The organism is Pseudomonas sp. NLJ1 (genome assembly GCF_049486705.1).
GTDB classification, from domain to species: Bacteria; Pseudomonadota; Gammaproteobacteria; order Pseudomonadales; family Pseudomonadaceae; genus Aquipseudomonas; species Aquipseudomonas inefficax.
In genome coordinates, this window is the sequence record NZ_CP137735.1 from 3,737,003 (window position 1) to 3,760,215 (window position 23,213).

Sequence of the window (23,213 nt, forward strand, 5' to 3'; positions counted from 1 at the left end):
GTGGCTATCCATCTGCACGGGGCCGGGCTGCGCCATGGCCAGGTGCGTGCACTTGATGACGTAAGCCTGAGCATCGGCCAGGGCGAACGCGTCGCCATCATCGGGCCGTCGGGAGCGGGCAAGTCAAGTTTGCTGCACCTGATGGCGACCGCCGTCCAGCCCAGCAGCGGGCGCCTGGAGCTGCTCGGCGAGCAACCCTGGGCGTTGTCTTCCAGGGCCCGCCAGCGCCTGCGCGCGCGGGTAGGCCTGGTGCACCAGGCTCCGCCCTTGCCGCCGCGCCAGCGGGTGGTGACGGCGGTGCTGGCCGGCCGCCTGGGGCAGTGGGGCGTGCTGCGGGGTCTGCTCAACCTGCTGTACCCAAGTGATGTGCCGGGGGCGCGCCAGGCACTGGCCGAGCTGGGCCTGGCCGACAAACTGTTCGTGCAGTGCGGGCAATTGTCTGGCGGCCAGTTGCAGCGGGTGGGTATTGCCCGGGCGTTGTACCAGCGGCCGCAGGTATTGCTGACCGATGAGCCGGTTTCGGCCATGGACCCGGTGCTGGCCGACCACAGCCTGGCCTTGCTCAATCGCCACGCTCAGGCCAATGGCGTGACTCTGGTGGCGAGCCTGCATGCCGTGGACCTGGCGCTGGCGCACTTCCCCCGGGTGATTGGTATCCGCGAAGGGCAGGTGGCGTTCGACTGCCCGGCGCAAGCGGTGACCGAGCAGCTGTTGGACGCGTTGTACGCCAACGAACAACTGGCTTCACCACCGAGCCAGGGGGCGACCCTGACCGTGCAGATTCCGCGATGCTGAAGCTTGATGCTCGCGACCCGGCGCTGCTGCCGCGGCTGCTGCTGACCCTGCTGGCGGTGGCGGTGCTGTGGCCTGGCATCCGGTTGAGCGAACTGAACCCCGTGGTGCTGCTGCAGGCGGAGAACCGCCAGCAGATCGCCAGTTTTACCAGCGCTTTCTGGCCGCCGGCACACGATGCCGACTTCCTTTCGCTGCTGTACCAAGCCACCTTGCAGACCCTGGCCGTGGCCACGGTCGGCATGGCGTTGGCGTTGCTGCTGGCGGTGCCTGCCGGGTTGCTGGCCAGCCGTGCCTTGTCGCTGCGCGCCGCCTCCCGTGGCGGTCGCGCCGGTTTGTGGTCGCGCCTGCTGCGCCTGCCGGTACGCTGGTTGCTGATTTTCCTGCGCAGTGTGCCGGAAATCGTCTGGGCGTTGCTGTTCGTGCGGGCCGTAGGGCTGGGGCCGACGGCGGGCGTGCTGGCCATTGCCATCACCTACAGTGGCATGCTCGGCAAGGTCTATGCCGAGATTTTCGAGTCGGTCGACCAACGCCCGGCCCATGCATTGCTGCAGGCGGGTAGTGGCCGCCTGGCTGCATTTCTCTACGGCATCCTGCCCAGTGCGGTGTCCGAAGTGGTGTCCTACACCGTGTACCGCTGGGAGTGCGCGATACGCGCCTCGGTGGTGATGGGCTTTGTCGGTGCTGGTGGGCTGGGGCAGCAGATCGACCTGTCGATGCGCATGTTCGCGGGAGCGGAAGTGGCAAGCATGCTGCTGACGTTCCTGGTGCTGGTGATGCTGGCCGACCTGCTCAGCCGCTTTCTGCGTTGGAGGCTGGCATGAACCGGGTCATCAATTGGCTGGTGCTGGGCGCCATCGTGGCTGCGGTGATGGCCTCGTTCGCTTACCTGGAGCTGGACTTGCAGGCGCTGGTCGGCAACGGCGGGCTGGGGCAGATGGGCGAATATGCCGGGCGTTTCCTGCACCCGGACCTGTCTGCCGGGCACCTGCGCGCGGTTGCGCACGGGGCGCTGGAAACCCTGGCCATGTCGGGCCTGGGCACCTTGTTGGCCATGCTGTTGGGCATGCTGTTGGCGCTGCCGGCCGCTGGCCGGTTCGGTTGGCCGTTGCAGGCCTGCGCGCGGTTGTTGCTGAATGCCTTGCGGGCCATCCCGGAACTGGTGTGGGCCGCGCTGACGGTACTGGCGGCCGGGCTTGGGCCGAATGCCGGTACTCTGGCGTTGGCACTGCATACCGCTGGCGTGCTGGGGCGGCTGTTTGCCGAGGCGCTGGAGAACGCACCGCCGGAGCCGGCGGCAGCCATCCGCTTGCAGGGTGGTAGCCAGGTTGCGGCATTCTGCTTCGGCACCTTGCCCAATCTGTGGCCGCAGCTGTTGGCCTACAGCCTGTATCGGTGGGAGAACAACATCCGCATGGCCAGCGTGCTGGGTTTTGTCGGGGCTGGCGGGCTGGGGCAGATGCTGTACACCACCTTGAGCCTGTTCCAGGAGGCCCAGGCCAGTACCGTGATCATGGGGATGCTGGCGTTGGTGTTGCTGGTGGATGCATTGAGTGATGTGTTGCGCCAGCGCTATGTGCGGGCCTGACAGATAGCCGGGGCCACCTTGCGGTCCTATCGCGACACAAGGCCGCTCCTACAGGCGAAGCGCCGCTTGGGTGCTTGCGCGGTCCCTGTAGGAGCGGCCTTGTGTCGCGATGGGCTGCAACGCAGCCCCCGAATTCCTCAGGCACCAACAACGTCCGCGCACTGCGCTTCCCGCTGCATCGACTCCAGGTTCCGCTCGATCGTCTCGCAAATGCTGTCCATCTGGATTTGGTGCTCACTGAAGCGAAACGGGCTCTGCAAATCCGTCCCGATCCGCTCGATGGCCAGCAGCATGAAGCCCACCACCGTCGAAGCCAGCGGCGTGAACCAGCCCAGCGATTCCACCAGCCCCACCGGCACGATCAGGCAGAACAGGGTGATGAACAGCCGCGGAAAGTACACGTAAGGGTAGGGCAGCGGCGTATTGGCGATCCGTTCCATGCCACCCTGGGCGTTGGACAGGTCGACCAGTGTCGACTCCAGCCTTGCCAGGCGAATGCTGTCCAGCCGCCCGGCCTGGTATTCCCGCGCCAGCAGCGCCGCCGACCCACTCAGAATGTCGTTGGCGAAGTTGTTCGAGCGGTTGCGTCGCTCGAATTCCGCCGGCGGGATGAACGCCATCAGTTCATCCGGGCAGTGCTCACCTTTCAGGTGCGCCGCCAGGCAGTTCACGTAGGCGATATGCCGGCGTAGCAGGGTGGCCTTGACCGGGTTGAGACCGTCATCCGGGTCATCGATCAAGGTCAGTGCCTGCCGTGCGAAGCTGCGCGAGCTGTTCACCAACGCCCCCCACAACGTGCGCGCCTCCCACCAGCGGTTGTAGGCGCTGCTGTTGCGGAAGCTCACCAGCACCACCAGCGCCGAGCCGAGCAGCGTCAACGGAATCAGCGGCAGGCTGAACTTGCTGTTGAAGAACAGCATGAAATCGATGGTGACCAGCACATCCCAGATCAGCAGCCAGAACAGCGACCAGCCGATGTAGCCGATGGTTTTCACAGCCAGGCGGTACTTGCGGACGATGATGTCTTTCACATGGGGTACCTCGAAACGCTGGGGATGCAGGATCGGACGTCGAGGCACGGCGAAGGTTCGGGTGTTGAATGTTGCAAGGTTTTTATGACCGCGAAGAGAAAAGTCTGACCCCGTTATGGGAAATACCTGAGTTCCCAAATAAGGGGTAAGGCGACAGAGTGGGCCGCTTCAACACTTGAATAGGTGTATCCGTGCGGATACGATTGGGTGACCACTTGATGTATCTCGTTGAACAGACGGAGAGCTTTGCAGTTTGGCTATCCAGCTTGAGAGATTTGAGGGCCCAGCTTGCGATAGGTCGTAGATTGGAGCGAGCAGCAATGGGGAATCTTGGAGATGTCAAATGGCTTGGAGGCGGTATCGGTGAGCTTCGCATCGATGTAGCTGCTGGATATCGTGTCTATTTTGCGCAAAAGGGCCAGAGGCTGGTTCTGCTGTTGGTCGGCGGAGACAAGTCGACCCAGGCCACCGATATCCTCAAAGCCAGAAAACTGCTGAAGGAGATGAAATGAGCGAAAAGTTGATCCCGTTTGATATGGCGGCCTTGTTGAGTAGTGACGAGGCCATCACTGAGTACCTTAGTCAGGTCCTCGCAGATGGCGATACCGAGGAAATAATTCGGGCACTTGGCCATATCGCTCGCGCACGGGGAATGACGCAGATCGCCACCGAGAGTGGGTTGGGAAGGGAAAGTCTGTACAAGGCACTCAGTCCAGGCGCAAAACCACGCTTTGACACTGTGCTGAAAGTCATTCGTGCCTTGGGTGTCGACCTCCTCGTTCAGCCCCATGTAGTTCCCCGCTAGCAGAACAGGGATTTCGGTGGGCTGAACGGGGCCGTTGGTCAGCTTCATGGCAGGTCATTCCTGCGCTGGCAACGGGGCGCGATCGGAGCGGCCGAGGCCATCGCCTCCAGTACTTGGCGAGGCCGCGAGCCAGAGGGGCTGGTCGTCTGGATGCTACTGCACCGGATCACTCACCGGCTTGGCAAAGATGGCCTTGAGTTCGCTGGTCATCGGGAATTCCAGGTTCAAGCCTTTGGGCGGAATCGGTTGTTCGAACCAGCGCTGGTAGATCCCGTTGATTTCCCCTGAGCTGTACAGCTCGCCCAGCGATGCGTTCACCAGCGCGAGGAACTGTGGGTCATCCTTGCGCACCATGCAGCTGTAGATTTCCCGCGACTGCTCTTCCCCGACCACCACCCAGTTGTGCGGATCACGGGCCTTGGCGCGTTCTCCGTAGAGCAGCGCATCGTCCATGTAGAACGCCGCCGCTCGGCCGGACTGCAACATCTGGAAGGCTTCACCGTGGTCCTTGGCGCTGATCACGTACATGTCCATCTTGTTATCGACGTTGTAGCTTTTCAGATAGCGTTCGTTGGTGGTGCCAGCGGTGGTTACCACGTTCTTGCCGCGCAGGTCGGCGAAACTCTTGATCCCGCTGTCTTTGGCCGTCAGTAATTGACCTTTGACATAGATGAACCCATAGGAAAACGCCACCTGCTTCTGGCGCTCTGCGGTGACGCCGGTCGAGCCGCACTCCAGGTCAACGGTACCGTTCTGTACCAGCGGAATGCGGGTTTGCGATGTCACCAGGTTGTACTTCACCTTGAGCTGCGGCAACGCCAGCTTCTGCCGCACGCGCTCGACGATCTTGCTCGCCAGGTCTACCGAGTAACCCATGGGTTGGCCGGAGTGGTCGCCCACGTAGGAGAACGGCACCGAAGCATCGCGATAGCCCAGGGTGATGCTGTTGGCTTTGGCGATCTTGCTTAATGTAGGGCCCTGCGCTGCTTCATCGGCATGGGCCTGAGTCGCCAGCAAAAGGGCAAGGGTGCAGCCGATCAACGTGATTTTTTGCATTGTTGTTCTCCGTTGTGGGTAAAGGGGTCAGCGACGTGCGGCGATCACGGATATTTCCACCAACACCTGCGCACGCGCCAGTTCGGCCTGCAAGGTAGTGCGGCTTGGGGCCTGGCCGGGCGACAGCCAGGCGGACCATACTTCGTTCATCGCTGCGAAATCCTGGTCGATGTTTTTCAGGTAAATGGTTGCGCTGAGCAGGTGGTCCTTGTCGCTGCCCGCCTCGGCCAGCAAGGCGTCGATCTTTTCCAGTACCTGGGCAGTCTGGCCGCCGGCATCGGTGGCGTCGCCCGGCACCTGGCCGGAGAGAAACACCAGCTCGCCGAAGGTTACGGCGGCGGACAGGCGTGGGTTGGGCTGGATACGGGCGATGGTCATCGGGTAGTCCTTTCAGGTGGCTAAGGGTTCAGGCCGCGCGGGGCGTGAGCCCCTGCAGGTCGATGGAGGGGCGGCGTTGGCCGATCAGTTCACTGAGCAAGCGTGCGCTGGCGCAGGCCAGGGTGAAGCCAAGCGCACCATGGCCGAGGTTGAGCCAAAGATTGCGATAGGCCGTTGCGCCCAGCAGCGGCACGCCGCTCGGGGTGGCCGGCCGCATGCCGGCCCATTCGATGGCATGGTCGTAGTCACCGGCATTGGCGAAGGTTTCGCGTGCCTGGCGTTTGAGCAGGGCCAGGCGCTTGGGGGCCAGCGAGGCATCGAAGCCAACGATGTCGACCATCGCCGCCACGCGCAGCTGCTCACCGATACGGGCATAGACGATCTTGCGGTCGTAATCGGTGATGCTCAGGTCTGGCGCCCGGTGTTGCGTGCCGATCGGTACTGTCAGGCTGTAACCCTTGAGCGGATACAGCGGCAGGTCGATGCCCGGCAGTGCCAGCATCGTACTGCGATGGCCGGCAGCAACCACCAGTTGCTCCACCGGCAGCACTTCGTCGCCCAGTTCGATCGCACTCACCACGCCATGTGCATGGCGAATACCGGTCACGGCCTGGCCCAGGCGGAATTCGCAACGCCCCGACGCCCGCAAGCGCGCGGCCAGTTGCTGGCAAAAAGCGTGGCAATCACCCACTTCTTCATCCGGGGTATGGATGGCGCCAACGAAGGGCGTCTGCGCCAGGGCCGGGTCGAGGCGGGCGCAGTCTGCGTGCGACAGCACCTGTTGTTGCTGGGGGGCAGCAAGGTTCTTGCGCGCATGGTCGAAGCTGCTGGCCTGGCGGAAGGTGACCAGCTTGCCATTGCGCCGCCAGTGGAAACCCTCCAGGCCATCTTCTTCACGCCAGGCCTGCAAGGTGGCTTGGCTCAACAGCGCCAGGCGCAACAGGTGGCCTGCATTGGCGCGGTTGACCGAGGAGCGGCAAGCAGCGAGGAAAGCGGCCATCCAGCGCCACTGCGCAGGGTCGAAGCGCGGGCGCAATTTCAGTGGCGAGTCACCGCGCAGCATCCAGCCTATGGCTTGCAGCGGCACACCGGCGTCGGCCAACGGCGCCACGTAGCGATAGGACAACTGGCCACCGTTGGCGAAGCTGGTTTCACTGCCCAGCGCGTCGCGAGCCTCTATCAGGGTCACATCGAAGCCGTCGCGCACCAACGCATAAGCCGTTGCCAGACCAATGACGCCGCCACCGATGATGCTTGCATGCTGAGCCATGTCAGTCCTTGAATCGTTGTTGGAACGAGGCCGAGGTTAGGGCCAGGTGACAGGTGGCGAAAAATGAATAAAGATCGCTGAGCCATAAACAAAGGTTATGGACTTGCCATGCGTCTTCGCCATATCGAGATTTTCCAGGCTATCCGCCAGACCGGCTCGGTCAGCGGTGCCGCGCAGTTGCTGCACGTTTCCCAGCCTGCGGTCACCAAAGTGCTGCAACACGCAGAGCAGCAACTGGGCTTCCCGTTGTTCCTGCGCGTGCGCGGAAAGTTGCAGCCCACGCCCGAAGCGCTGGAGCTGGAGCGTGAGGTGGACAAGGTCACCGAGAGCCTGCAAGGGGTGCGACGCCTGGCGCAAAGCCTGCGTCGCAAGCCGGGCCACAGCCTGCGCATCGGTGCGACACCGGCACTGGCCCTGTCGCTGCTGCCGCCGGCGATCCACGAGTGGGTCCAGCGTTATCCGGACATCGCCTGCGAGCTGTCCAGTGCTCACAGCCGCGAACTGGTGCAGAACCTATTGATGCGCGAGATCGATGTTGCCCTGACCCTGCAACCACCCGATCACCCCGCGCTCAGCGCCCAGGCGCTGGCCAGCGGGGTGTTGGTGGCGTTGGCACCGGCAGGCTACTGGCCGCTGGAAGATGAAGGCAAACCGCTGTCGTTGACGGCCTTGGCCGATGCGCCCTTGATCGGGCTGTCCAGCGCCGACCCGCTGTCGGTCCGCCTCGACAGCTACCTCAAGGCGGTCGAGCCGCCGCCACGGGTCAGCATTGCGGTGCAGACCTATTCACTGGCTCGGGCGATGGTCGAATCCGGTGCAGGGCTGGCGGTCATCGACCCGTTCACCGCGCTTGGCGCATCGCCCGCGGCCACCACCATTCGGCCCCTGGCCCCGGCGCTGCCGATCACCTTGTATGCGGTGACCCGTACTGCCGAGCCGCCACCGCATACCCTGCGCGAGCTGCTTAGCCTGTTCAGCAGCCGTGCGCAGGGGCAGCTGGATCGTTGGCGCTACTGATGGACATGACGGAAAGGTTGGCGCGATCCCTGTAGGAGCGGCCAAATCGCAGGCGAAAAAAAACCGACCATAAAGTCGGTTTTTTCCGGATCTTGGTGCCCCGAGGGAGACTCGAACTCCCACTCCTTTCGAAAACGGATTTTGAATCCGCCGCGTCTACCAATTCCGCCATCAGGGCATGTGGCGCGCAGTATAGAGAGCCACCGCTGGTCGGTCAATCGGCTTTCATGGTCAATTTTCACACATTGGGCTAAACTTCCCGGCCCTGCCGAACCGAACATCATCATGCGCGTCGCCGATTTTTCCTTCGAACTCCCCGATTCCCTGATCGCCCGCCACCCGTTGGCCGAGCGCCATGGCAGCCGTCTGCTGGTGCTCGATGGGCCAACCGGCGCGCTGGCGCACCGGCAATTTCCCGATCTGCTCGAGTACCTGCGCCCGGGCGACCTGATGGTGTTCAACAACACCCGGGTCATCCCGGCGCGCCTGTTCGGCCAGAAAGCCTCCGGCGGCAAGCTGGAAGTGCTGGTCGAGCGCGTGCTCGACAGCCACCGGGTGCTGGCCCATGTGCGTGCCAGCAAGGCGCCGAAAGAAGGCGCGGTGATCCTCATCGATGGTGGCGGCGAGGCCGAAATGGTCGCGCGCCATGACACGCTGTTCGAGCTGCGCTTCACCGAAGAGGTGCTGCCACTGCTCGACCGCGTCGGCCACATGCCGCTGCCGCCTTACATCGACCGCCCGGACGAGGGTGCCGACCGTGAGCGCTACCAGACCGTGTACGCCGAGCGCGCTGGTGCGGTCGCTGCACCCACCGCTGGCCTGCACTTCGACGAGGCGCTGCTGGAAAAGATCGCCGCCAAAGGCGTCGAGCGGGCTTTCGTCACCTTGCACGTGGGCGCGGGCACCTTCCAGCCAGTGCGGGTCGACAAGATCGAAGACCACCACATGCATAAAGAGTGGCTCGAAGTGGGCCAGGATGTGGTCGATGCCATCGAAGCCTGCCGCGCCCGCGGCGGCCGGGTTGTCGCGGTGGGCACCACCAGCGTGCGCTCGCTGGAGAGCGCGGCGCGCGATGGCGTGCTCAAGGCCTTCAGCGGCGACACCGACATCTTCATCTACCCGGGCCGGCCGTTCCATGTGGTCGACGCGCTGGTCACCAATTTCCACCTGCCGGAGTCCACGCTGCTGATGCTGGTCTCGGCCTTCGCCGGCTACCCCGAGACCATGGCCGCCTACGCGGCAGCGGTCGAGCAGGGGTACCGCTTCTTCAGTTACGGTGATGCCATGTTCATCACCCGCAATCCGGCGCCACGCGGGCCCGAGGATCAAGCATGAGTCGCACCTGTCGAATGTCCTTCGAACTGCTGGCCACCGACGGCAAGGCCCGTCGTGGCCGCATCACCTTCCCACGCGGCACCGTGGAAACCCCGGCGTTCATGCCGGTGGGCACCTATGGCACGGTCAAGGGCATGCTGCCGCGCGACATCGAGGCCATCGGCGCCGAGATGATCCTGGGCAACACCTTCCACCTGTGGCTGCGCCCGGGCACCGAGGTGATCAAGAAGCACAACGGCCTGCACGACTTCATGCAGTGGAAAGGCCCGATCCTCACCGACTCCGGTGGCTTCCAGGTGTTCAGCCTGGGCGCCATGCGCAAGATCAAGGAAGAGGGCGTGACCTTCGCCTCGCCGGTCGATGGCGCCAAGGTGTTCATGGGCCCGGAAGAGTCGATGCAGGTGCAGCGTGACCTGGGCTCGGACGTGGTGATGATCTTCGACGAGTGCACGCCGTACCCGGCCGAGCACGATGTGGCGCGCGCGTCCATGGAGCTGTCGCTGCGCTGGGCCCAGCGCTCGAAGAACGCCCACGCCGACAACACCGCGGCGCTGTTCGGTATCGTCCAGGGTGGCATGTACCAGGACCTGCGCATGCGTTCGCTGGAGGGCCTGGAAAACATCGGCTTCGACGGCCTGGCCATCGGTGGCCTGTCGGTGGGCGAGCCCAAGCACGAAATGATCAAGGTGCTGGATTACCTGCCGGGCCAGATGCCTGCTGACAAACCTCGTTACCTTATGGGGGTAGGCAAACCGGAAGATCTCGTTGAGGGTGTGCGCCGCGGCGTCGACATGTTCGACTGCGTGATGCCGACGCGTAACGCGCGCAACGGTCATCTGTTCGTCGATACAGGGGTGATCAAGATCCGCAATGCGTTCCATCGCCACGATGATTCGCCGCTGGCTCCGACCTGTGATTGCTACACCTGCACCAACTTCTCCCGCGCCTATCTCCATCACCTGGACAAGTGCGGCGAAATGCTGAGCAGCATGCTGAATACCATCCACAACTTGCGCCATTACCAGCGCTTGATGGCCGGTTTACGCGAGGCTATTCAACAGGGTAAATTGGCCGCCTTTGTCGACGCCTTCTACGCCAAGCGCGGGCTTCCTGTGCCGCCTTTGGACTGACTGTCCGCATTCATTATTAGAAAATTACATTAGGAGTGCCCAATGAGCTTCTTGATCCCCGCCGCATACGCGGACGCTGCTGCACCTGCCGCCGGCCCAGCCGGTACCGGCTTCGAGTGGATTTTCCTGGTCGGTTTCCTGGTCATCTTCTACCTGATGATCTGGCGCCCGCAGGCCAAGCGTGCAAAAGAGCAGAAGAACCTGCTGAGCAACTTGCAGAAGGGTGACGAAGTTGTCACCAACGGCGGCATCGCCGGCAAGATCATCAAGGTTTCCGATGATTTCGTGGTACTGGAAGTTTCCGACAACGTCGAGCTGAAGTTCCAGAAGGGTGCCATCGCGGCCACCCTGCCAAAAGGTACGCTCAAGGCTATCTGAGTTACCGGTTTTTCTTTCCAGTCGGGGCGCGCAACGCGCCCCGCGTCTTGAACGGGCGGCGTGATGCTGAACAAATATCCTCTGTGGAAATATGCACTGATCGTGCTGGTACTGGTGGTCGGTTTCATTTATTCCGCACCCAACCTCTACCCGGATGATCCGGCGGTACAGATCAGTGGTGCCAGCTCGGCGCTGCAGGTGAACCAGGCCGACCTCGACCGCGTCAGCAAGGCGCTGGGCGATGCCAACATCGCCGTCAAGGGCGCCAGCCTGGGTGAGAAGGGCAGCGGGCTGATCCGCCTGACCAATCAGGAAGACCAGCTGCCAGCCAAGGATGTAGTGCGCAAGGCACTGGGCGATGATTACGTCGTGGCCCTGAACCTGGCCCAGACTACCCCGCAATGGCTGCGCAACCTGGGCGCAAGCCCGATGAAGCTGGGCCTGGACCTGTCCGGTGGTGTGCACTTCCTGCTGGAAGTGGACATGGACAAGGCCATGAGCGCCCGCATGAAAGTCTACGAAGGCGAGGTCAAGACCTTGCTGCGCAAAGAGCGCGTCCGCTACCGCAGCCTGCCTCAGCAGGATGGCGGCATCATGCTGGGCTTCGCTGACGATGCTACCCGCGAACAGGCACGTGCCCTGATCCGCAAGAATTTCAATGATTTCGACCTGACAACCACCGAGCGTAACGAGCTGGCGGTGCTGCGTCTGGCGCTGACCCAGGCGAAAGTCGCCGAGATCCGCGAATACTCGATCAAGCAGAACCTCACCACCGTCCGCAACCGTGTCAACGAGCTGGGCGTGGCAGAGCCGCTGGTACAGCGCCAGGGCGCCAACCGCATCGTGGTCGAGCTGCCAGGCGTGCAGGACACTGCCGAGGCCAAGCGTATCCTGGGTAAAACCGCCAACCTGGAGTTCCGCTTCGGTGCCGAACCGGGCGCGTCCAAAGCCACTACCGAGGTGTTCGAGTTCCGTGAGGGTGGCCGTTCCGCTGCGGTCGAGCGCGGCCTGATCATCACTGGAGACCAGGTAACCGACGCCCAGGCCAGCTTCGACGAACAAGGTCGTCCGCAGGTGAACATCCGCCTGGATGGCCACGGTGGCGAGCTGATGACCCGCGCTACCCGCAGCAACGTCGGCCGCAGCATGGCGGTAATCTTCATCGAGCAGAAGCCGGTTACCCGCTACGTCAAGCAGACCGTCGACGGCGTCGAGAAGGACGTTGCTGTACAGAGCTTCCAGGAAGAGAAGAAAATCATCAGCCTGGCGACCATCCAGTCGCCGCTGGGCAGCCAGTTCCGCATCACCGGCCTGAACGGCCAGGGCGAATCGTCCGAACTGGCCCTGCTGCTGCGTGCCGGTGGCCTGGCTGCGCCGATGTACTTCGCTGAAGAACGTACCATCGGCCCAAGCCTGGGTGCCGACAACATCACCAAGGGTATCGATGCGTCGCTGTGGGGCATGCTGTTCGTCTCGCTGTTCATCATCGCCATCTACCGCGCCTTCGGTGTGATCGCCACCATTGCCCTGGCGGGCAACATGGTCCTGCTGCTGGCGCTGATGTCGCTGCTGGGCGCCACCCTGACCCTGCCGGGTATTGCCGGTATCGTGTTGACCATGGGTATGGCGGTGGACGCCAACGTGCTGATCTTCTCGCGTATTCGCGAAGAGCTGAACGCCGGCATGTCGGTGCAGCGCGCCATCCACGAAGGCTTCAACCGCGCCTACACCGCGATCATCGACGCCAACCTGACCAGCCTGCTGGTCGGCGGCATCCTGTTCGCCATGGGTACCGGCCCGGTCAAGGGCTTCGCGGTCACCATGTCCCTCGGGATTTTCACCTCGATGTTCACCGCCGTCATGGTGACCCGTGCAATGGTCAACCTGACCTGCGGCGGGCGTGACATCAAGAAGCTGTGGGTTTGAGGGAGCTGCGATGAAAACCATCAACTTCATGGGCGTGCGCAATGTCGCGTTCGCCATTACCGTGCTCCTCACCGTGCTGGCGCTGTTCAGCTGGTGGCAGAAGGGCCTGAACTTCGGCCTGGACTTCACCGGCGGTACGCTGATCGAGCTGACTTACGAGCGCCCGGCCGACCTCAAGGCGGTGCGTGCCGAGCTGGTCAATTCCGGCTTCCACGAGGCGGTGGTGCAGAGCTTCGGTGCCACCACCGACCTGCTGGTGCGCATGCCGGGCGATGACCCACAGCTGGGCAACAAGGTAGCTGAAGCCCTGCAGAAGGCCGGCGGCGACAACCCGGCCAAGGTCAAGCGTGTCGAGTTCGTCGGCCCGCAGGTGGGTGAAGAACTGCGCGACCAGGGTGGCATGGGCATGCTCCTGGCACTGGGCGGCATCCTTATCTACCTGGCCTTCCGCTTCCAGTGGAAGTTCGCCGTGGGCGCGATCGTCTCGCTGATCCACGACGTGGTGGTGACCCTGGGTATCCTGTCGTTCTTCCAGATCACCTTCGACCTGACGGTGCTGGCGGCGGTGCTGGCGATCATCGGCTACTCGCTGAACGACACCATTGTCGTGTTCGACCGGGTGCGCGAGAACTTCCGCGTCATGCGCAAGGCCTCGCTGATCGAGAACATCAACGTTTCCACTACCCAGACTCTGCTGCGGACCATCGCCACCTCGGTTTCGACCTTGCTGGCCATTGCCGCGCTGCTGTTCTTCGGTGGCGACAATCTGTTCGGCTTCTCCCTGGCCCTGTTCATCGGCGTCATGGCTGGTACCTATTCGTCGATCTACATCGCCAACGTGGTACTGATCTGGCTGAACCTGAGCAGCGAAGACCTGATCCCGCCGGCCAAGACCGACGGTGTGGACGACCGTCCGTAAAGCGTGTTCCACGCCGTTTGGCGGCCAGAAAGGCGCGAGTATTGAACTCGCGCCTTTTTTTTTACTCCAAGGCTGGGAGAAGGCGGGTCGGACCCGCGGGTTTTGATCAGGAGGTTCATGTGAACAAATCAATGCTTGTGGGTGCGGTACTGGGTGCTGTCGGTGTGACTGCCGGAGGTGCTGTCGCGACCTACAGCTTGGTCAACAAGGGGCCTGAGTATGCGCAGGTCACCGATGTGCAACCGATCAAACAACAGGTAAAAACCCCCCGTGAGGTCTGCAAGGACGTCGCCGTGACGCGGCAGGCGCCGGTCAAGGACCAGCACCAGATTGCAGGTACCGTGGTGGGCGCCATTGCCGGTGGCCTGCTGGGTAACCAGATTGGTGGTGGTAGCGGCAAGAAGATCGCCACCGTGGCCGGTGCGGTCGGTGGTGGTTATGCCGGCAACAAGGTGCAGGAGGGCATGCAGGAGCGTGACACCTACACCACCACGCAAACCCGCTGCAACACGGTCAACGACATCAGTGAGAAAGTGGTCGGCTACAACGTGAAGTACACCATTGGCGACAAGGTGGGGCAGGTGAAGATGGATCACGAGCCCGGGTCGACCATTCCGGTGGACAAGAACGGCAAGCTGATCCTGAGCGAAGCCGGGCAGTAATTTGAGTTGCCTGTACCGGCCTCTTCGCGGGTGAACCCGCTCCCACAGTGATCGCACAATCCTGTGGGAGCGGGTTCACCCGCGAAGAGGCCGGCACAGGCAATGCAAAACTGTCAGGCACAAAAAAAGCACCCCGAGGGGTGCTTTTTGTTTGCCGGCAATCCGCGCTTAGCGCTTCATGTTCTCTGGCAGGTGCGGCTGGATAGCAGTCAGCACGGCCTTGAAGCACTTGATGTTGCCCGCAACGATATGGCCCTTGTCGAGGAAGTCGTGGCCACCGTTGAAGTCGCTCACCAGGCCACCTGCTTCCTGAATCAGCAGCACGCCAGCCGCCATGTCCCATTCGGACAGGCCCGATTCCCAGAAGGCGTCGAAACGGCCGGCGGCCACGTAGGCCAGGTCCAGGCTGGCGGAGCCGGCGCGGCGGATGCCGGCGGTCTGGCCAGTCAGGGCGCGGAACATGCCCAGGTAGTTGTCCAGGTCGGCCATCTGGCTGTCACGGAACGGGAAGCCGGTGCCCAGCAGGGCGCCTTCCAGGCTGGTGCGGGAGCTGACACGCAGACGGCGACCGTTGAGTTGGGCGCCACGGCCACGGCTGGCAGTGAATTCTTCCTGGCGAACCGGGTCGACGATCACGGCGTGCTCAAGGCGGCCACGGTATTTGCAGGCGATGCTGACCGCGAAGTGCGGGATGCCACGCAGGAAGTTGGTGGTGCCGTCCAGTGGGTCGATGATCCACAGGTAATCCTTGCCTTCTTCGCCGCTACCCGCGTGCAGGCCGGTTTCCTCGCCCTGGATGGAGTGGTTCGGGTAGGCCTTGCGCAGGGCGTTGACGATGCTCTGCTCGGCGGCGCGATCGACTTCGGAAACGTAGTCCTTGGCCTCTTTCTCATCGACCTTGATGCTATCCAGGCGTTCGATGGAGCGGAAAATCAGTTCACTGGCGCTGCGAGCGGCGCGCAGGGCGATATTCAGCATAGGCTGCATGGGCGGGTCACCTGGAGATGTTAAAGAAGAAAGCCGATCATTCTAGCAGAAAACTTTGGCGGCAGAAGTGTCACATTTGCTTTCGTGGCGTTACGTCTGTCGGTTCTGTAAGATCGAACCCCCTGATTCCTGCATCTGTGAGCACAACACCTTGCTGCAAAATATTCGTGTTGTTCTGGTCAATACCAGCCACCCCGGCAACATCGGCGGCGCTGCGCGTGCCATGAAAAACATGGGCTTGTCGCGTCTGGTGCTGGTGCAGCCGAAAGAGTTCCCCGCTGTGGATGCCAGTGCCCGAGCCTCGGGCGCCGACGATGTGCTGGACAACGCCCAGGTGGTCGACAGCCTCGAGCAGGCGCTGGTCGGCTGCAACCTGGTGATGGGCACCAGCGCCCGTGAGCGGAGCATCCCCTGGCCGCTGATCGGCCCACGCGAATGCGGGGCCAAGGCGGTGGAGCATGCCAACGGTGGCGAGGAAATCGCCCTGGTGTTCGGCCGTGAGCACGCCGGCCTGACCAACGAAGAACTGCAGCGATGTCACTTCCACGTGCACATTCCCTCCAACCCCGACTTCAGCTCGCTGAACCTGGCGGCCGCCGTGCAGGTGCTCTCTTATGAGGTGCGCATGGCCTGGCTGGCCGCCGGTGCAGCACCGGGCAGGGTCGAGAAGGTTGACGCCAGCGAGCTGGCGACCATGGACGAAATGGAGCTGTTCTACGACCACCTGGAGAAAACCCTGGTGGGCATCGGCTTCCTCGACCCCGAGAAGCCCAAGCACCTGATGCCGCGCCTGCGCCGGCTGTATGGGCGGGTGGCGGTCGAGCGTTCGGAAATGAGCATTTTGCGCGGCATCCTCACCGAGACCCAGAAAGTGGTCCGGGGCGAGCCGCATAAACGGAAGGACTGACAGATGTTCGAACGCCTGCGTGAAGATATTCAAAGCGTATTCCACCGTGACCCGGCTGCGCGCAATGCCTTCGAGGTGCTCACCTGCTACCCGGGCATGCATGCCATCTGGCTGCACCGCCTGGGCAATGCCCTGTGGAAGCGTGATTTCAAGTGGCTGGCCCGCCTGGTGTCGAACTTCGGCCGCTGGCTGACCGGCATCGAGATCCACCCCGGAGCCACCATCGGCCGACGCTTCTTCATCGACCACGGCATGGGTATCGTCATCGGTGAAACCGCCGAGATCGGCGACGATGTCACCCTTTACCAGGGCGTGACCCTGGGCGGCACCAGCTGGAACAAAGGCAAGCGCCACCCCACCCTGGAAAACGGCGTGGTGGTAGGGGCGGGGGCCAAGGTGCTCGGGCCGTTTACCGTCGGTGCCGGGGCCAAGATCGGCTCCAATGCGGTAGTGACCAAGGCGGTGCCGGCCGGCGCCACGGCGGTCGGCATCCCTGGGCGAATCATCGTCAAGAGCGAGAACGATGAGGTCGAGGCCAAGCGCAAGGCCATGGCCGAGAAGATTGGCTTCGATGCCTATGGCGTCAGTGGCGACATGCCCGACCCGGTGGCCCGTGCCATCGGCCAGATGCTCGATCACCTGCAGGCAGTCGACGAGCGGCTGGAGGGCATGTGCGGCGCCCTGACCAAGATGGGCAGCGATTATTGCGCCAAGGAGCTGCCGGCCCTGCCGGAAGATGACTTCAAGGAAGTTGCCCAGGTGGCTGAGCGCGACACTCAATCGCATTGATTGCGCCGCGCTGAAATCACGGTGACATACGGGGCGTGTGCTCACGCCCCCTGTCTGCTACAATCGCGCCCGCCTCCCCGATGCAAACCCGACTAAAGCACTAGGTCTAATAGTTGACTTAAATGCTCGGGAATCGCATACTCGCTCACATCCTGTAACTCCCGTGGTACCCAATAGCCATGCGACTGACTACCAAAGGCCGATACGCCGTGACCGCCATGCTCGACCTGGCGTTGCACGCGCAGCATGGGCCGGTGTCTTTGGCCGACATTTCCGAGCGCCAGGGCATTTCCCTCTCTTATCTGGAACAGCTGTTCGCCAAGCTGCGCCGCAGCAGCCTGGTATCCAGCGTGCGTGGTCCAGGCGGTGGCTACCAACTGTCGCGTGGCATGGAAACCATCCAGGTGGCCCAGGTCATCGATGCGGTCAACGAATCGGTCGACGCCACCCGTTGCCAGGGGCTCGGGGACTGCCATGCCGGTGACACCTGCCTGACCCACCACCTGTGGTGCGACCTCAGCCAGCAGATCCATGAATTCCTCAGCGGTATAAGCCTGGCCGACCTCGTCATGCGCCGCGAGGTGCAGGAAGTCGCCCAGCGTCAGGACCTGCGTCGTGTCGCAGGCCGTACCGCCCAGCTGGACAAGATTGAGACGTCCGCCGTCGATTGATCCCACCGGGACGACGAGCGACGCCACCGCCTGATAGGAGAGACAAATGAAGTTGCCGATCTACCTCGATTACTCCGCGACCACCCCGGTCGACCCACGCGTGGCCCAGAAGATGGCCGACTGCCTGCTGGTCGACGGGAACTTCGGTAACCCGGCTTCGCGCTCCCACGTCTTCGGCTGGAAAGCCGAGGAAGCGGTCGAGAACGGTCGTCGCCAGGTTGCCGAGCTGATCAACGCCGATCCGCGTGAAATCGTCTGGACCAGCGGTGCCACCGAGTCCGACAACCTCGCACTCAAGGGCGTCGCGCACTTCTATCAGACCAAGGGCAAGCACATCATCACCTCCAAGATCGAGCACAAGGCGGTACTGGATACCGCTCGCCAGCTGGAGCGTGAAGGTTTCGAAGTCACCTATCTCGAGCCAGGCGAAGACGGTATCGTCACCCCGGCCATGGTCGAGGCGGCGCTGCGCGACGACACCATCCTGGTTTCGCTGATGCACGTGAACAATGAAGTCGGCTCGATCAACGATATCGCCGCCATCGGTGAACTGACCCGCTCGCGCGGCGTGCTGTTCCACGTTGATGCCGCGCAGTCGGCCGGCAAGGTCGAAATCGACCTGCAAAAGCTGAAGGTCGACCTGATGTCGTTCTCGGCGCACAAGGTGTACGGCCCGAAAGGCATCGGCGCGCTGTACGTCAGCCGCAAGCCGCGTGTACGCCTGGAAGCCATCATTCACGGCGGTGGCCATGAGCGCGGCATGCGTTCGGGCACCCTGCCGACTCACCAGATTGTCGGCATGGGCGAAGCCTTCGCCATCGCCAAGCAGGAAATGGCCGCGGAAAACGTGCGCATCAAGGCCCTGAGCGACCGCTTCTTCAAGCAGGTCTCGGACCTCGAAGAGCTGTACGTCAACGGCAGCAAGACTGCCCGCGTACCACACAACCTGAACCTGAGCTTCAACTACGTCGAAGGCGAATCGCTGCTGATGTCGCTGAAGGACATCGCCGTATCGTCCGGTTCGGCCTGCACCTCCGCGTCGCTCGAGCCGTCCTACGTATTGCGCGCCCTGGGCCGCAACGACGAGCTGGCGCACAGCTCGATCCGCTTCTCCTTCGGCCGCTTCACCACCGAAGAAGAAGTCGACTACGCCGCGCAGAAAGTCTGCGAGGCCGTGAACAAACTGCGTGAGCTGTCGCCGCTGTGGGACATGTACAAAGACGGCGTTGACATCTCCAAGATCGAGTGGGCCGCCCACTAAGCAGTCGCCGGCAAGAGCGGCTCCCTGATGAGGAAGGAATTGCACCATGGCATACAGTGAAAAGGTCATCGACCACTACGAAAACCCGCGCAACGTCGGCAAGATGAATGCCGAAGACCCGGATGTCGGTACCGGCATGGTCGGCGCCCCGGCCTGCGGTGACGTGATGCGCCTGCAGATCAAGGTCAACGAGCAGGGCGTGATCGAAGACGCCAAGTTCAAGACCTACGGCTGCGGTTCGGCCATCGCTTCCAGCTCCCTCGCCACCGAGTGGATGAAGGGCAAGACCCTGGACGAAGCCGAAACCATCAAGAACACCCAGCTGGCTGAAGAACTGGCGTTGCCGCCGGTCAAGATCCACTGCTCGGTACTCGCCGAAGATGCCATCAAGGCAGCCGTACGCGATTACAAGCAGAAGAAAGGCTTGATCTAAGCCGCCTGTTGCGAGGTAAGGAGTCCAGATGGCTATCAGCATGACAGAAGCCGCCGCCAACCATGTGCGGCGTTCCCTGGAAGGGCGCGGCAAGGGCGAAGGCATTCGCCTGGGCGTGCGCACCACCGGTTGCTCGGGCCTGGCCTACGTGCTGGAGTTTGTCGACGAGCTGGCGGACGAAGACCAGGTGTTCGAGAACCATGGCGTCAAGGTGATCATCGATCCCAAGAGCCTGGTCTACCTCGACGGCACCGAACTGGACTTCGTCAAGGAAGGGTTGAACGAAGGCTTCAAGTTCAACAACCCCAACGTGCGCGGTGAGTGTGGCTGCGGCGAAAGCTTCAACGTTTGAGGCTGGCTGTGGGTACTCCTTGTCATTTCGCATTGTTTGACCTCCAGCCAAGCTTCCGCCTGGACCTCGACAAGCTGGCCACTCGCTACCGCGAGCTGGCCCGCGAAGTTCATCCAGACCGCTTTGCCGACGCCTCCGAGCGCGAGCAGCGCGTGGCGCTGGAAAAGTCCGCGGCTCTCAACGACGCCTACCAGACCCTGCGCAGTGCGCCGCGTCGAGCCCGCTACCTGCTGGCCATCGGCGGCCACGAAGTGCCGCAGGAGGTCACGGTCCACGACCCTGACTTCCTGTTGCAGCAGATGCAGTGGCGTGAAGAGCTCGAAGAACTGCAGGACGAAGCCGACCTCGATGGCGTGGCCGTGTTCAAGAAGCGCCTGAAAGTCGCCCAGGACACGCTGAACGAGGACTTTGCCGCCTGCTGGGACGCCCCAGGCGAGCGCGACAAGGCCGAACGCCTGATGCGCCGCATGCAGTTCCTCGACAAGCTCGCCCAAGAAGTGCGCCAACTGGAAGAGCGCCTCGACGATTAACCCGGTGCTGCCCGTGATGGCACCTAAGGTATTCAGATAAGCATGGCCCTACTGCAGATTGCCGAACCCGGTCAAAGCCCTCAGCCGCATCAGCGCCGCCTGGCGGTGGGGATCGACCTGGGTACCACCAACTCCCTGGTCGCCGCACTGCGCAGCGGCCGTAGCGAGCCCCTGCCCGACGCGCAGGGCAATGTCATTCTGCCGTCCGCGGTGCGCTACCTCGAAGGGCGCAACGAAGTGGGGCAGGCTGCACGCGATGCCGCTTCCAGCGACCCGCTGAACACCGTGCTGTCGGTAAAGCGCCTGATGGGGCGCGGCCTCGCCGACGTCAAGCAACTGGGCGAGCAGCTGCCGTACCGCTTCGTTGGCGGTGAGTCGCACATGCCGTTCATCGACACCGTGCAAGGGCCGAAAAGCCCGGTGGAAGTGTCTGCCGATATCCTCAAGGTGCTGCGCGAGCGTGCAGAAGCCACCCTCGGCGGTGAGCTGGTGGGCGCGGTGATCACCGTGCCGGCCTATTTCGATGACGCCCAGCGCCAGGCCACCAAGGACGCTGCGCGCCTGGCCGGCCTGAACGTGCTGCGCCTGCTCAACGAGCCGACTGCCGCTGCCGTGGCCTATGGCCTGGACCAGAACGCCGAAGGCGTGGTGGCCATCTATGACTTGGGCGGCGGTACCTTCGATATCTCCATCCTGCGCCTCACTGCCGGCGTGTTCGAAGTGCTGGCCACCGGTGGCGATACCGCCCTGGGCGGTGACGACTTCGACCACGCTATTGCCGGCTGGATCATCGAACAGGCCGGTCTCTCGTCCGACCTAGACCCGGCCACGCAGCGCCAGTTGCTGCAAACCGCCTGCGCCGCCAAGGAAGCCCTGACCGACGCCGATGTGGTCGACGTAAGCCATGGTGCCTGGCAGGGTCAGCTGAGCCGCGCCGGTTTCGAAGCCATGATCGAGCCGCTGATTGCCCGCAGCCTCAAGGCCTGCCGCCGCGCCGTGCGCGACAGCGGCGTCGAGCTGGAAGAAGTCAGCGCCGTGGTCATGGTCGGTGGTTCGACCCGTGTTCCGCGAGTGCGCGAAGCGGTCGGCACGCTGTTCGGGCGCGCCCCGCTGACGTCGATCGACCCCGATCAGGTGGTGGCTATCGGTGCTGCCATCCAGGCCGACACCCTGGCCGGCAACCACCGCGAAGGCGGCGAACTGCTGTTGCTCGATGTCATCCCGCTGTCGCTTGGCCTTGAAACCATGGGCGGGCTGATGGAGAAGGTGATCCCGCGCAACACCACCATCCCGGTGGCGCGAGCCCAGGAATTCACTACCTATAAAGATGGCCAGTCGGCCATGATGATCCACGTGCTGCAGGGCGAGCGCGAGCTGATCAGCGACTGCCGCTCGCTGGCGCGCTTCGAGCTGCGTGGCATCCCGGCGATGGTCGCCGGTGCGGCTAAGATCCGCGTCACCTTCCAGGTCGATGCCGACGGCCTGCTCAGCGTCGCTGCCCGCGAGCTGGGCTCGGGCGTGGAAGCGAGCATTCAGGTCAAACCGTCCTACGGCCTGACCGACGGCGAAATCGCCCGCATGCTCAAGGACTCCTTCGAACACGCCGGTTCCGACAAGCAGGCCCGTCAGCTGCGCGAGCACCAGGTCGACGGCGAGCGCCTGCTCGAAGCGGTACAGGGCGCCCTGGACGCCGATGGCGAGCGCCTGCTCAGCAGTGACGAGCGTGATGCCATCGAATTCCAGATGCAGGAACTACGTGATTTGCTGGCCGGCACCGATGGCGCAGCCATCGAGCAACAGACCAAGCGTCTGTCGCAAGTGACCGACGCCTTCGCCGCCCGTCGCCTTGATTCGACGGTCAAAGCCGCACTGGCCGGGCGCAACCTGAATGAGATCGAGGAGTAACCGATGCCGCTGGTGACATTCCTGCCGCACGAGAAGTTCTGCCCTGAAGGGCTGACCGTGGAAGTCGAACCCGGGACCAACATCCTGGAGCTGGCCCACGACCATCACATCGAGATGGAAAGCGCCTGTGGCGGGGTCAAGGCCTGCACCACTTGCCATTGCATCGTGCGCAAGGGCTTCGATTCGCTTGAAGAAGCCGACGAACTGGAAGAGGACATGCTGGACAAGGCCTGGGGCCTGGAGGCTCAATCGCGCCTCGGCTGTCAGGTGGTTGTCGCTGACCAGGACCTGGTCATCGAGATCCCCAAGTATTCGCTCAACCACGCCGCCGAAGCGCCGCACTGAGGTTTGCCCCATGAGCCTGAAATGGATTGATGTACTTGAGATCGCCATTCAGCTTGCAGAAAGCAAGCCGGAAGTCGATCCTCGTTATGTGAATTTCGTCGATCTGCACCGTTGGGTGCTGGCCTTGCCAGAATTCAGCGACGATCCGTCACGCGGCGGTGAGAAAGTGCTCGAGGCCATCCAGGCGGCCTGGATCGAAGAAGCCGACTGAACGCGTCCTGCAGGTTAGGCAATCCCCTGGAACCCGCGTATAATTCGCGGGTTTAATTTTTCGCAACACTCATATTTCTGGAGTTTTCCATGGCTGTTCAACGTACTTTCTCCATCATCAAGCCTGACGCCGTTGCCAAGAACGTCATCGGCGAGATCACCACTCGTTTCGAGAAAGCCGGCCTGCGCGTCGTCGCTTCGAAAATGAAGCAACTGTCCAAAGCCGAAGCCGAAGGCTTCTACGCCGAGCACAAAGAGCGCGGCTTCTTCGCTGACCTGGTTGCCTTCATGACTTCCGGCCCGGTCATCGTTCAGGTTCTGGAAGGCGAAAACGCCGTTCTGGCCAACCGCGAGCTGATGGGTGCCACCAACCCTAAAGAAGCTGCTGCCGGCACCATCCGTGCTGACTTCGCCGTTTCCATCGACGAAAACGCTGTTCACGGTTCCGACTCGGAAGCTTCGGCTGCCCGCGAAATCGCTTACTTCTTCTCCGCTACCGAGCTGTGCGACCGCATTCGCTAAGCGAAGCAGGTCTT

At 62.8% G+C, this 23,213-nt stretch carries 28 protein-coding genes and 1 tRNA gene; 23 read left to right on the forward strand and 6 right to left on the reverse strand.

The window, feature by feature from the left end; all coding sequences use genetic code 11:
• From R9B85_RS16920 to phnE, 3 genes are read left to right on the forward strand one after another with little or no spacing between them, the layout of a single operon-like run.
• A complete protein-coding gene (locus R9B85_RS16920) occupies positions 1–795 on the forward strand; it encodes a phosphonate ABC transporter ATP-binding protein (RefSeq protein ID WP_423770389.1) in 795 nt (264 codons plus the stop codon).
• The gene (locus R9B85_RS16925) at positions 789–1,616 is read left to right on the forward strand and encodes a PhnE/PtxC family ABC transporter permease (RefSeq protein WP_326434656.1); all 828 of its coding nucleotides are present in this window, start codon (positions 789–791) and stop codon (positions 1,614–1,616) included. The genes R9B85_RS16920 and R9B85_RS16925 overlap by 7 nt, the downstream gene beginning before the upstream one ends.
• Positions 1,613–2,380, forward strand: coding sequence for a phosphonate ABC transporter, permease protein PhnE (gene phnE, locus R9B85_RS16930; protein ID WP_112252055.1), 768 nt, complete (start codon positions 1,613–1,615; stop codon positions 2,378–2,380). The genes R9B85_RS16925 and phnE overlap by 4 nt, the downstream gene beginning before the upstream one ends.
• A gap of 137 nt (positions 2,381–2,517) precedes the next feature.
• Here phnE and R9B85_RS16935 read toward each other — a convergent pair whose 3' ends face one another.
• Positions 2,518–3,411 (reverse strand): bestrophin family protein, encoded by an 894-nt coding sequence (locus tag R9B85_RS16935; protein ID WP_423771066.1) that lies wholly within the window; start codon positions 3,409–3,411, stop codon positions 2,518–2,520.
• A 218-nt stretch (positions 3,412–3,629) separates the two neighbouring features.
• Between R9B85_RS16935 and R9B85_RS16940 the strand changes: the two genes are divergently transcribed.
• Both R9B85_RS16940 and R9B85_RS16945 read left to right on the forward strand, forming a co-directional pair.
• Positions 3,630–3,923: a type II toxin-antitoxin system RelE/ParE family toxin gene (locus R9B85_RS16940; RefSeq protein WP_080604915.1), complete on the forward strand. Its 294-nt coding sequence runs from the start codon at positions 3,630–3,632 to the stop codon at positions 3,921–3,923.
• The gene (locus R9B85_RS16945) at positions 3,920–4,216 is read left to right on the forward strand and encodes an addiction module antidote protein (RefSeq protein ID WP_039613839.1); all 297 of its coding nucleotides are present in this window, start codon (positions 3,920–3,922) and stop codon (positions 4,214–4,216) included. Before R9B85_RS16940 ends, R9B85_RS16945 begins: the two co-directional genes overlap by 4 nt.
• 153 nt (positions 4,217–4,369) lie before the next feature.
• Here the strand turns inward: R9B85_RS16945 and R9B85_RS16950 are convergent, their stop codons facing one another.
• From R9B85_RS16950 to R9B85_RS16960, 3 genes are read right to left on the reverse strand one after another with little or no spacing between them, the layout of a single operon-like run.
• The gene (locus R9B85_RS16950) at positions 4,370–5,272 is read right to left on the reverse strand and encodes a transporter substrate-binding domain-containing protein (protein WP_215520298.1); all 903 of its coding nucleotides are present in this window, start codon (positions 5,270–5,272) and stop codon (positions 4,370–4,372) included.
• A 27-nt stretch (positions 5,273–5,299) separates the two neighbouring features.
• A complete protein-coding gene (locus R9B85_RS16955) occupies positions 5,300–5,650 on the reverse strand; it encodes a RidA family protein (protein WP_215520299.1) in 351 nt (116 codons plus the stop codon).
• Positions 5,651–5,678: 28 nt separating this feature from the next.
• A complete protein-coding gene (locus R9B85_RS16960) occupies positions 5,679–6,920 on the reverse strand; it encodes a D-amino acid dehydrogenase (RefSeq protein ID WP_423770390.1) in 1,242 nt (413 codons plus the stop codon).
• 108 nt (positions 6,921–7,028) lie between these two features.
• Between R9B85_RS16960 and R9B85_RS16965 the strand changes: the two genes are divergently transcribed.
• Positions 7,029–7,937 (forward strand): LysR family transcriptional regulator, encoded by a 909-nt coding sequence (locus tag R9B85_RS16965; protein ID WP_207877716.1) that lies wholly within the window; start codon positions 7,029–7,031, stop codon positions 7,935–7,937.
• A 93-nt stretch (positions 7,938–8,030) separates the two neighbouring features.
• Here R9B85_RS16965 and R9B85_RS16970 read toward each other — a convergent pair.
• A tRNA-Leu gene (locus R9B85_RS16970) sits at positions 8,031–8,115 on the reverse strand.
• Positions 8,116–8,222: 107 nt separating this feature from the next.
• Here R9B85_RS16970 and queA point away from each other — a divergent pair.
• From queA to R9B85_RS17000, 6 genes are all read left to right on the forward strand, one after another.
• Positions 8,223–9,272 carry a tRNA preQ1(34) S-adenosylmethionine ribosyltransferase-isomerase QueA gene (gene queA, locus R9B85_RS16975; protein WP_112250695.1) on the forward strand — a complete coding sequence of 350 codons (1,050 nt, stop codon included), beginning with the start codon at positions 8,223–8,225 and terminating at the stop codon, positions 9,270–9,272.
• Between the two features lie 14 nt (positions 9,273–9,286).
• The gene (tgt, locus tag R9B85_RS16980) at positions 9,287–10,402 is read left to right on the forward strand and encodes a tRNA guanosine(34) transglycosylase Tgt (protein WP_423771067.1); all 1,116 of its coding nucleotides are present in this window, start codon (positions 9,287–9,289) and stop codon (positions 10,400–10,402) included.
• 42 nt (positions 10,403–10,444) lie between these two features.
• Positions 10,445–10,780, forward strand: coding sequence for a preprotein translocase subunit YajC (gene yajC / locus R9B85_RS16985; protein ID WP_016713216.1), 336 nt, complete (start codon positions 10,445–10,447; stop codon positions 10,778–10,780).
• A gap of 63 nt (positions 10,781–10,843) precedes the next feature.
• On the forward strand, positions 10,844–12,706 hold the full coding sequence (gene secD / locus R9B85_RS16990; RefSeq protein ID WP_112250697.1) for a protein translocase subunit SecD: 1,863 nt from the start codon (positions 10,844–10,846) through the stop codon (positions 12,704–12,706).
• Positions 12,707–12,716: 10 nt separating this feature from the next.
• Positions 12,717–13,625 (forward strand): protein translocase subunit SecF, encoded by a 909-nt coding sequence (gene secF / locus R9B85_RS16995; RefSeq protein ID WP_025337768.1) that lies wholly within the window; start codon positions 12,717–12,719, stop codon positions 13,623–13,625.
• 119 nt (positions 13,626–13,744) lie between these two features.
• Positions 13,745–14,287, forward strand: a complete 543-nt coding sequence (locus R9B85_RS17000; protein WP_085623867.1) for a glycine zipper 2TM domain-containing protein — start codon at positions 13,745–13,747, stop codon at positions 14,285–14,287.
• 168 nt (positions 14,288–14,455) lie between these two features.
• On the opposite strand, the gene suhB is transcribed toward R9B85_RS17000, so the two are convergent.
• Positions 14,456–15,274 (reverse strand): inositol-phosphate phosphatase, encoded by an 819-nt coding sequence (gene suhB, locus R9B85_RS17005; protein ID WP_025337769.1) that lies wholly within the window; start codon positions 15,272–15,274, stop codon positions 14,456–14,458.
• Between the two features lie 151 nt (positions 15,275–15,425).
• Here suhB and trmJ point away from each other — a divergent pair, with 151 nt between their 5' ends.
• From trmJ to ndk, 11 genes are all read left to right on the forward strand, one after another.
• Positions 15,426–16,181: a tRNA (cytosine(32)/uridine(32)-2'-O)-methyltransferase TrmJ gene (gene trmJ, locus R9B85_RS17010; RefSeq protein ID WP_423770391.1), complete on the forward strand. Its 756-nt coding sequence runs from the start codon at positions 15,426–15,428 to the stop codon at positions 16,179–16,181.
• A gap of 3 nt (positions 16,182–16,184) precedes the next feature.
• On the forward strand, positions 16,185–16,970 hold the full coding sequence (gene cysE / locus R9B85_RS17015) for a serine O-acetyltransferase (protein ID WP_112250699.1): 786 nt from the start codon (positions 16,185–16,187) through the stop codon (positions 16,968–16,970).
• Between the two features lie 179 nt (positions 16,971–17,149).
• Complete coding sequence (iscR, locus tag R9B85_RS17020; protein WP_008092572.1) at positions 17,150–17,641, forward strand: Fe-S cluster assembly transcriptional regulator IscR; 492 nt, start codon at positions 17,150–17,152, stop codon at positions 17,639–17,641.
• Between the two features lie 46 nt (positions 17,642–17,687).
• The gene (locus R9B85_RS17025) at positions 17,688–18,902 is read left to right on the forward strand and encodes an IscS subfamily cysteine desulfurase (RefSeq protein WP_013971017.1); all 1,215 of its coding nucleotides are present in this window, start codon (positions 17,688–17,690) and stop codon (positions 18,900–18,902) included.
• Positions 18,903–18,948: 46 nt separating this feature from the next.
• The gene (gene iscU / locus R9B85_RS17030; RefSeq protein ID WP_003248539.1) at positions 18,949–19,335 is read left to right on the forward strand and encodes a Fe-S cluster assembly scaffold IscU; all 387 of its coding nucleotides are present in this window, start codon (positions 18,949–18,951) and stop codon (positions 19,333–19,335) included.
• Positions 19,336–19,363: 28 nt separating this feature from the next.
• Positions 19,364–19,687, forward strand: a complete 324-nt coding sequence (iscA, locus tag R9B85_RS17035; RefSeq protein ID WP_003257854.1) for an iron-sulfur cluster assembly protein IscA — start codon at positions 19,364–19,366, stop codon at positions 19,685–19,687.
• A gap of 8 nt (positions 19,688–19,695) precedes the next feature.
• Positions 19,696–20,217, forward strand: a complete 522-nt coding sequence (hscB, locus tag R9B85_RS17040) for a co-chaperone HscB (protein WP_015269012.1) — start codon at positions 19,696–19,698, stop codon at positions 20,215–20,217.
• A gap of 42 nt (positions 20,218–20,259) precedes the next feature.
• Positions 20,260–22,122 (forward strand): Fe-S protein assembly chaperone HscA, encoded by a 1,863-nt coding sequence (gene hscA, locus R9B85_RS17045; protein ID WP_112250701.1) that lies wholly within the window; start codon positions 20,260–20,262, stop codon positions 22,120–22,122.
• A 3-nt stretch (positions 22,123–22,125) separates the two neighbouring features.
• Positions 22,126–22,467: an ISC system 2Fe-2S type ferredoxin gene (fdx, locus tag R9B85_RS17050; RefSeq protein WP_025337773.1), complete on the forward strand. Its 342-nt coding sequence runs from the start codon at positions 22,126–22,128 to the stop codon at positions 22,465–22,467.
• Between the two features lie 10 nt (positions 22,468–22,477).
• Complete coding sequence (gene iscX / locus R9B85_RS17055; RefSeq protein WP_003257859.1) at positions 22,478–22,678, forward strand: Fe-S cluster assembly protein IscX; 201 nt, start codon at positions 22,478–22,480, stop codon at positions 22,676–22,678.
• A gap of 89 nt (positions 22,679–22,767) precedes the next feature.
• Complete coding sequence (gene ndk, locus R9B85_RS17060; RefSeq protein WP_023382208.1) at positions 22,768–23,199, forward strand: nucleoside-diphosphate kinase; 432 nt, start codon at positions 22,768–22,770, stop codon at positions 23,197–23,199.
• The last annotated feature ends 14 nt before the right edge of the window (positions 23,200–23,213 follow it).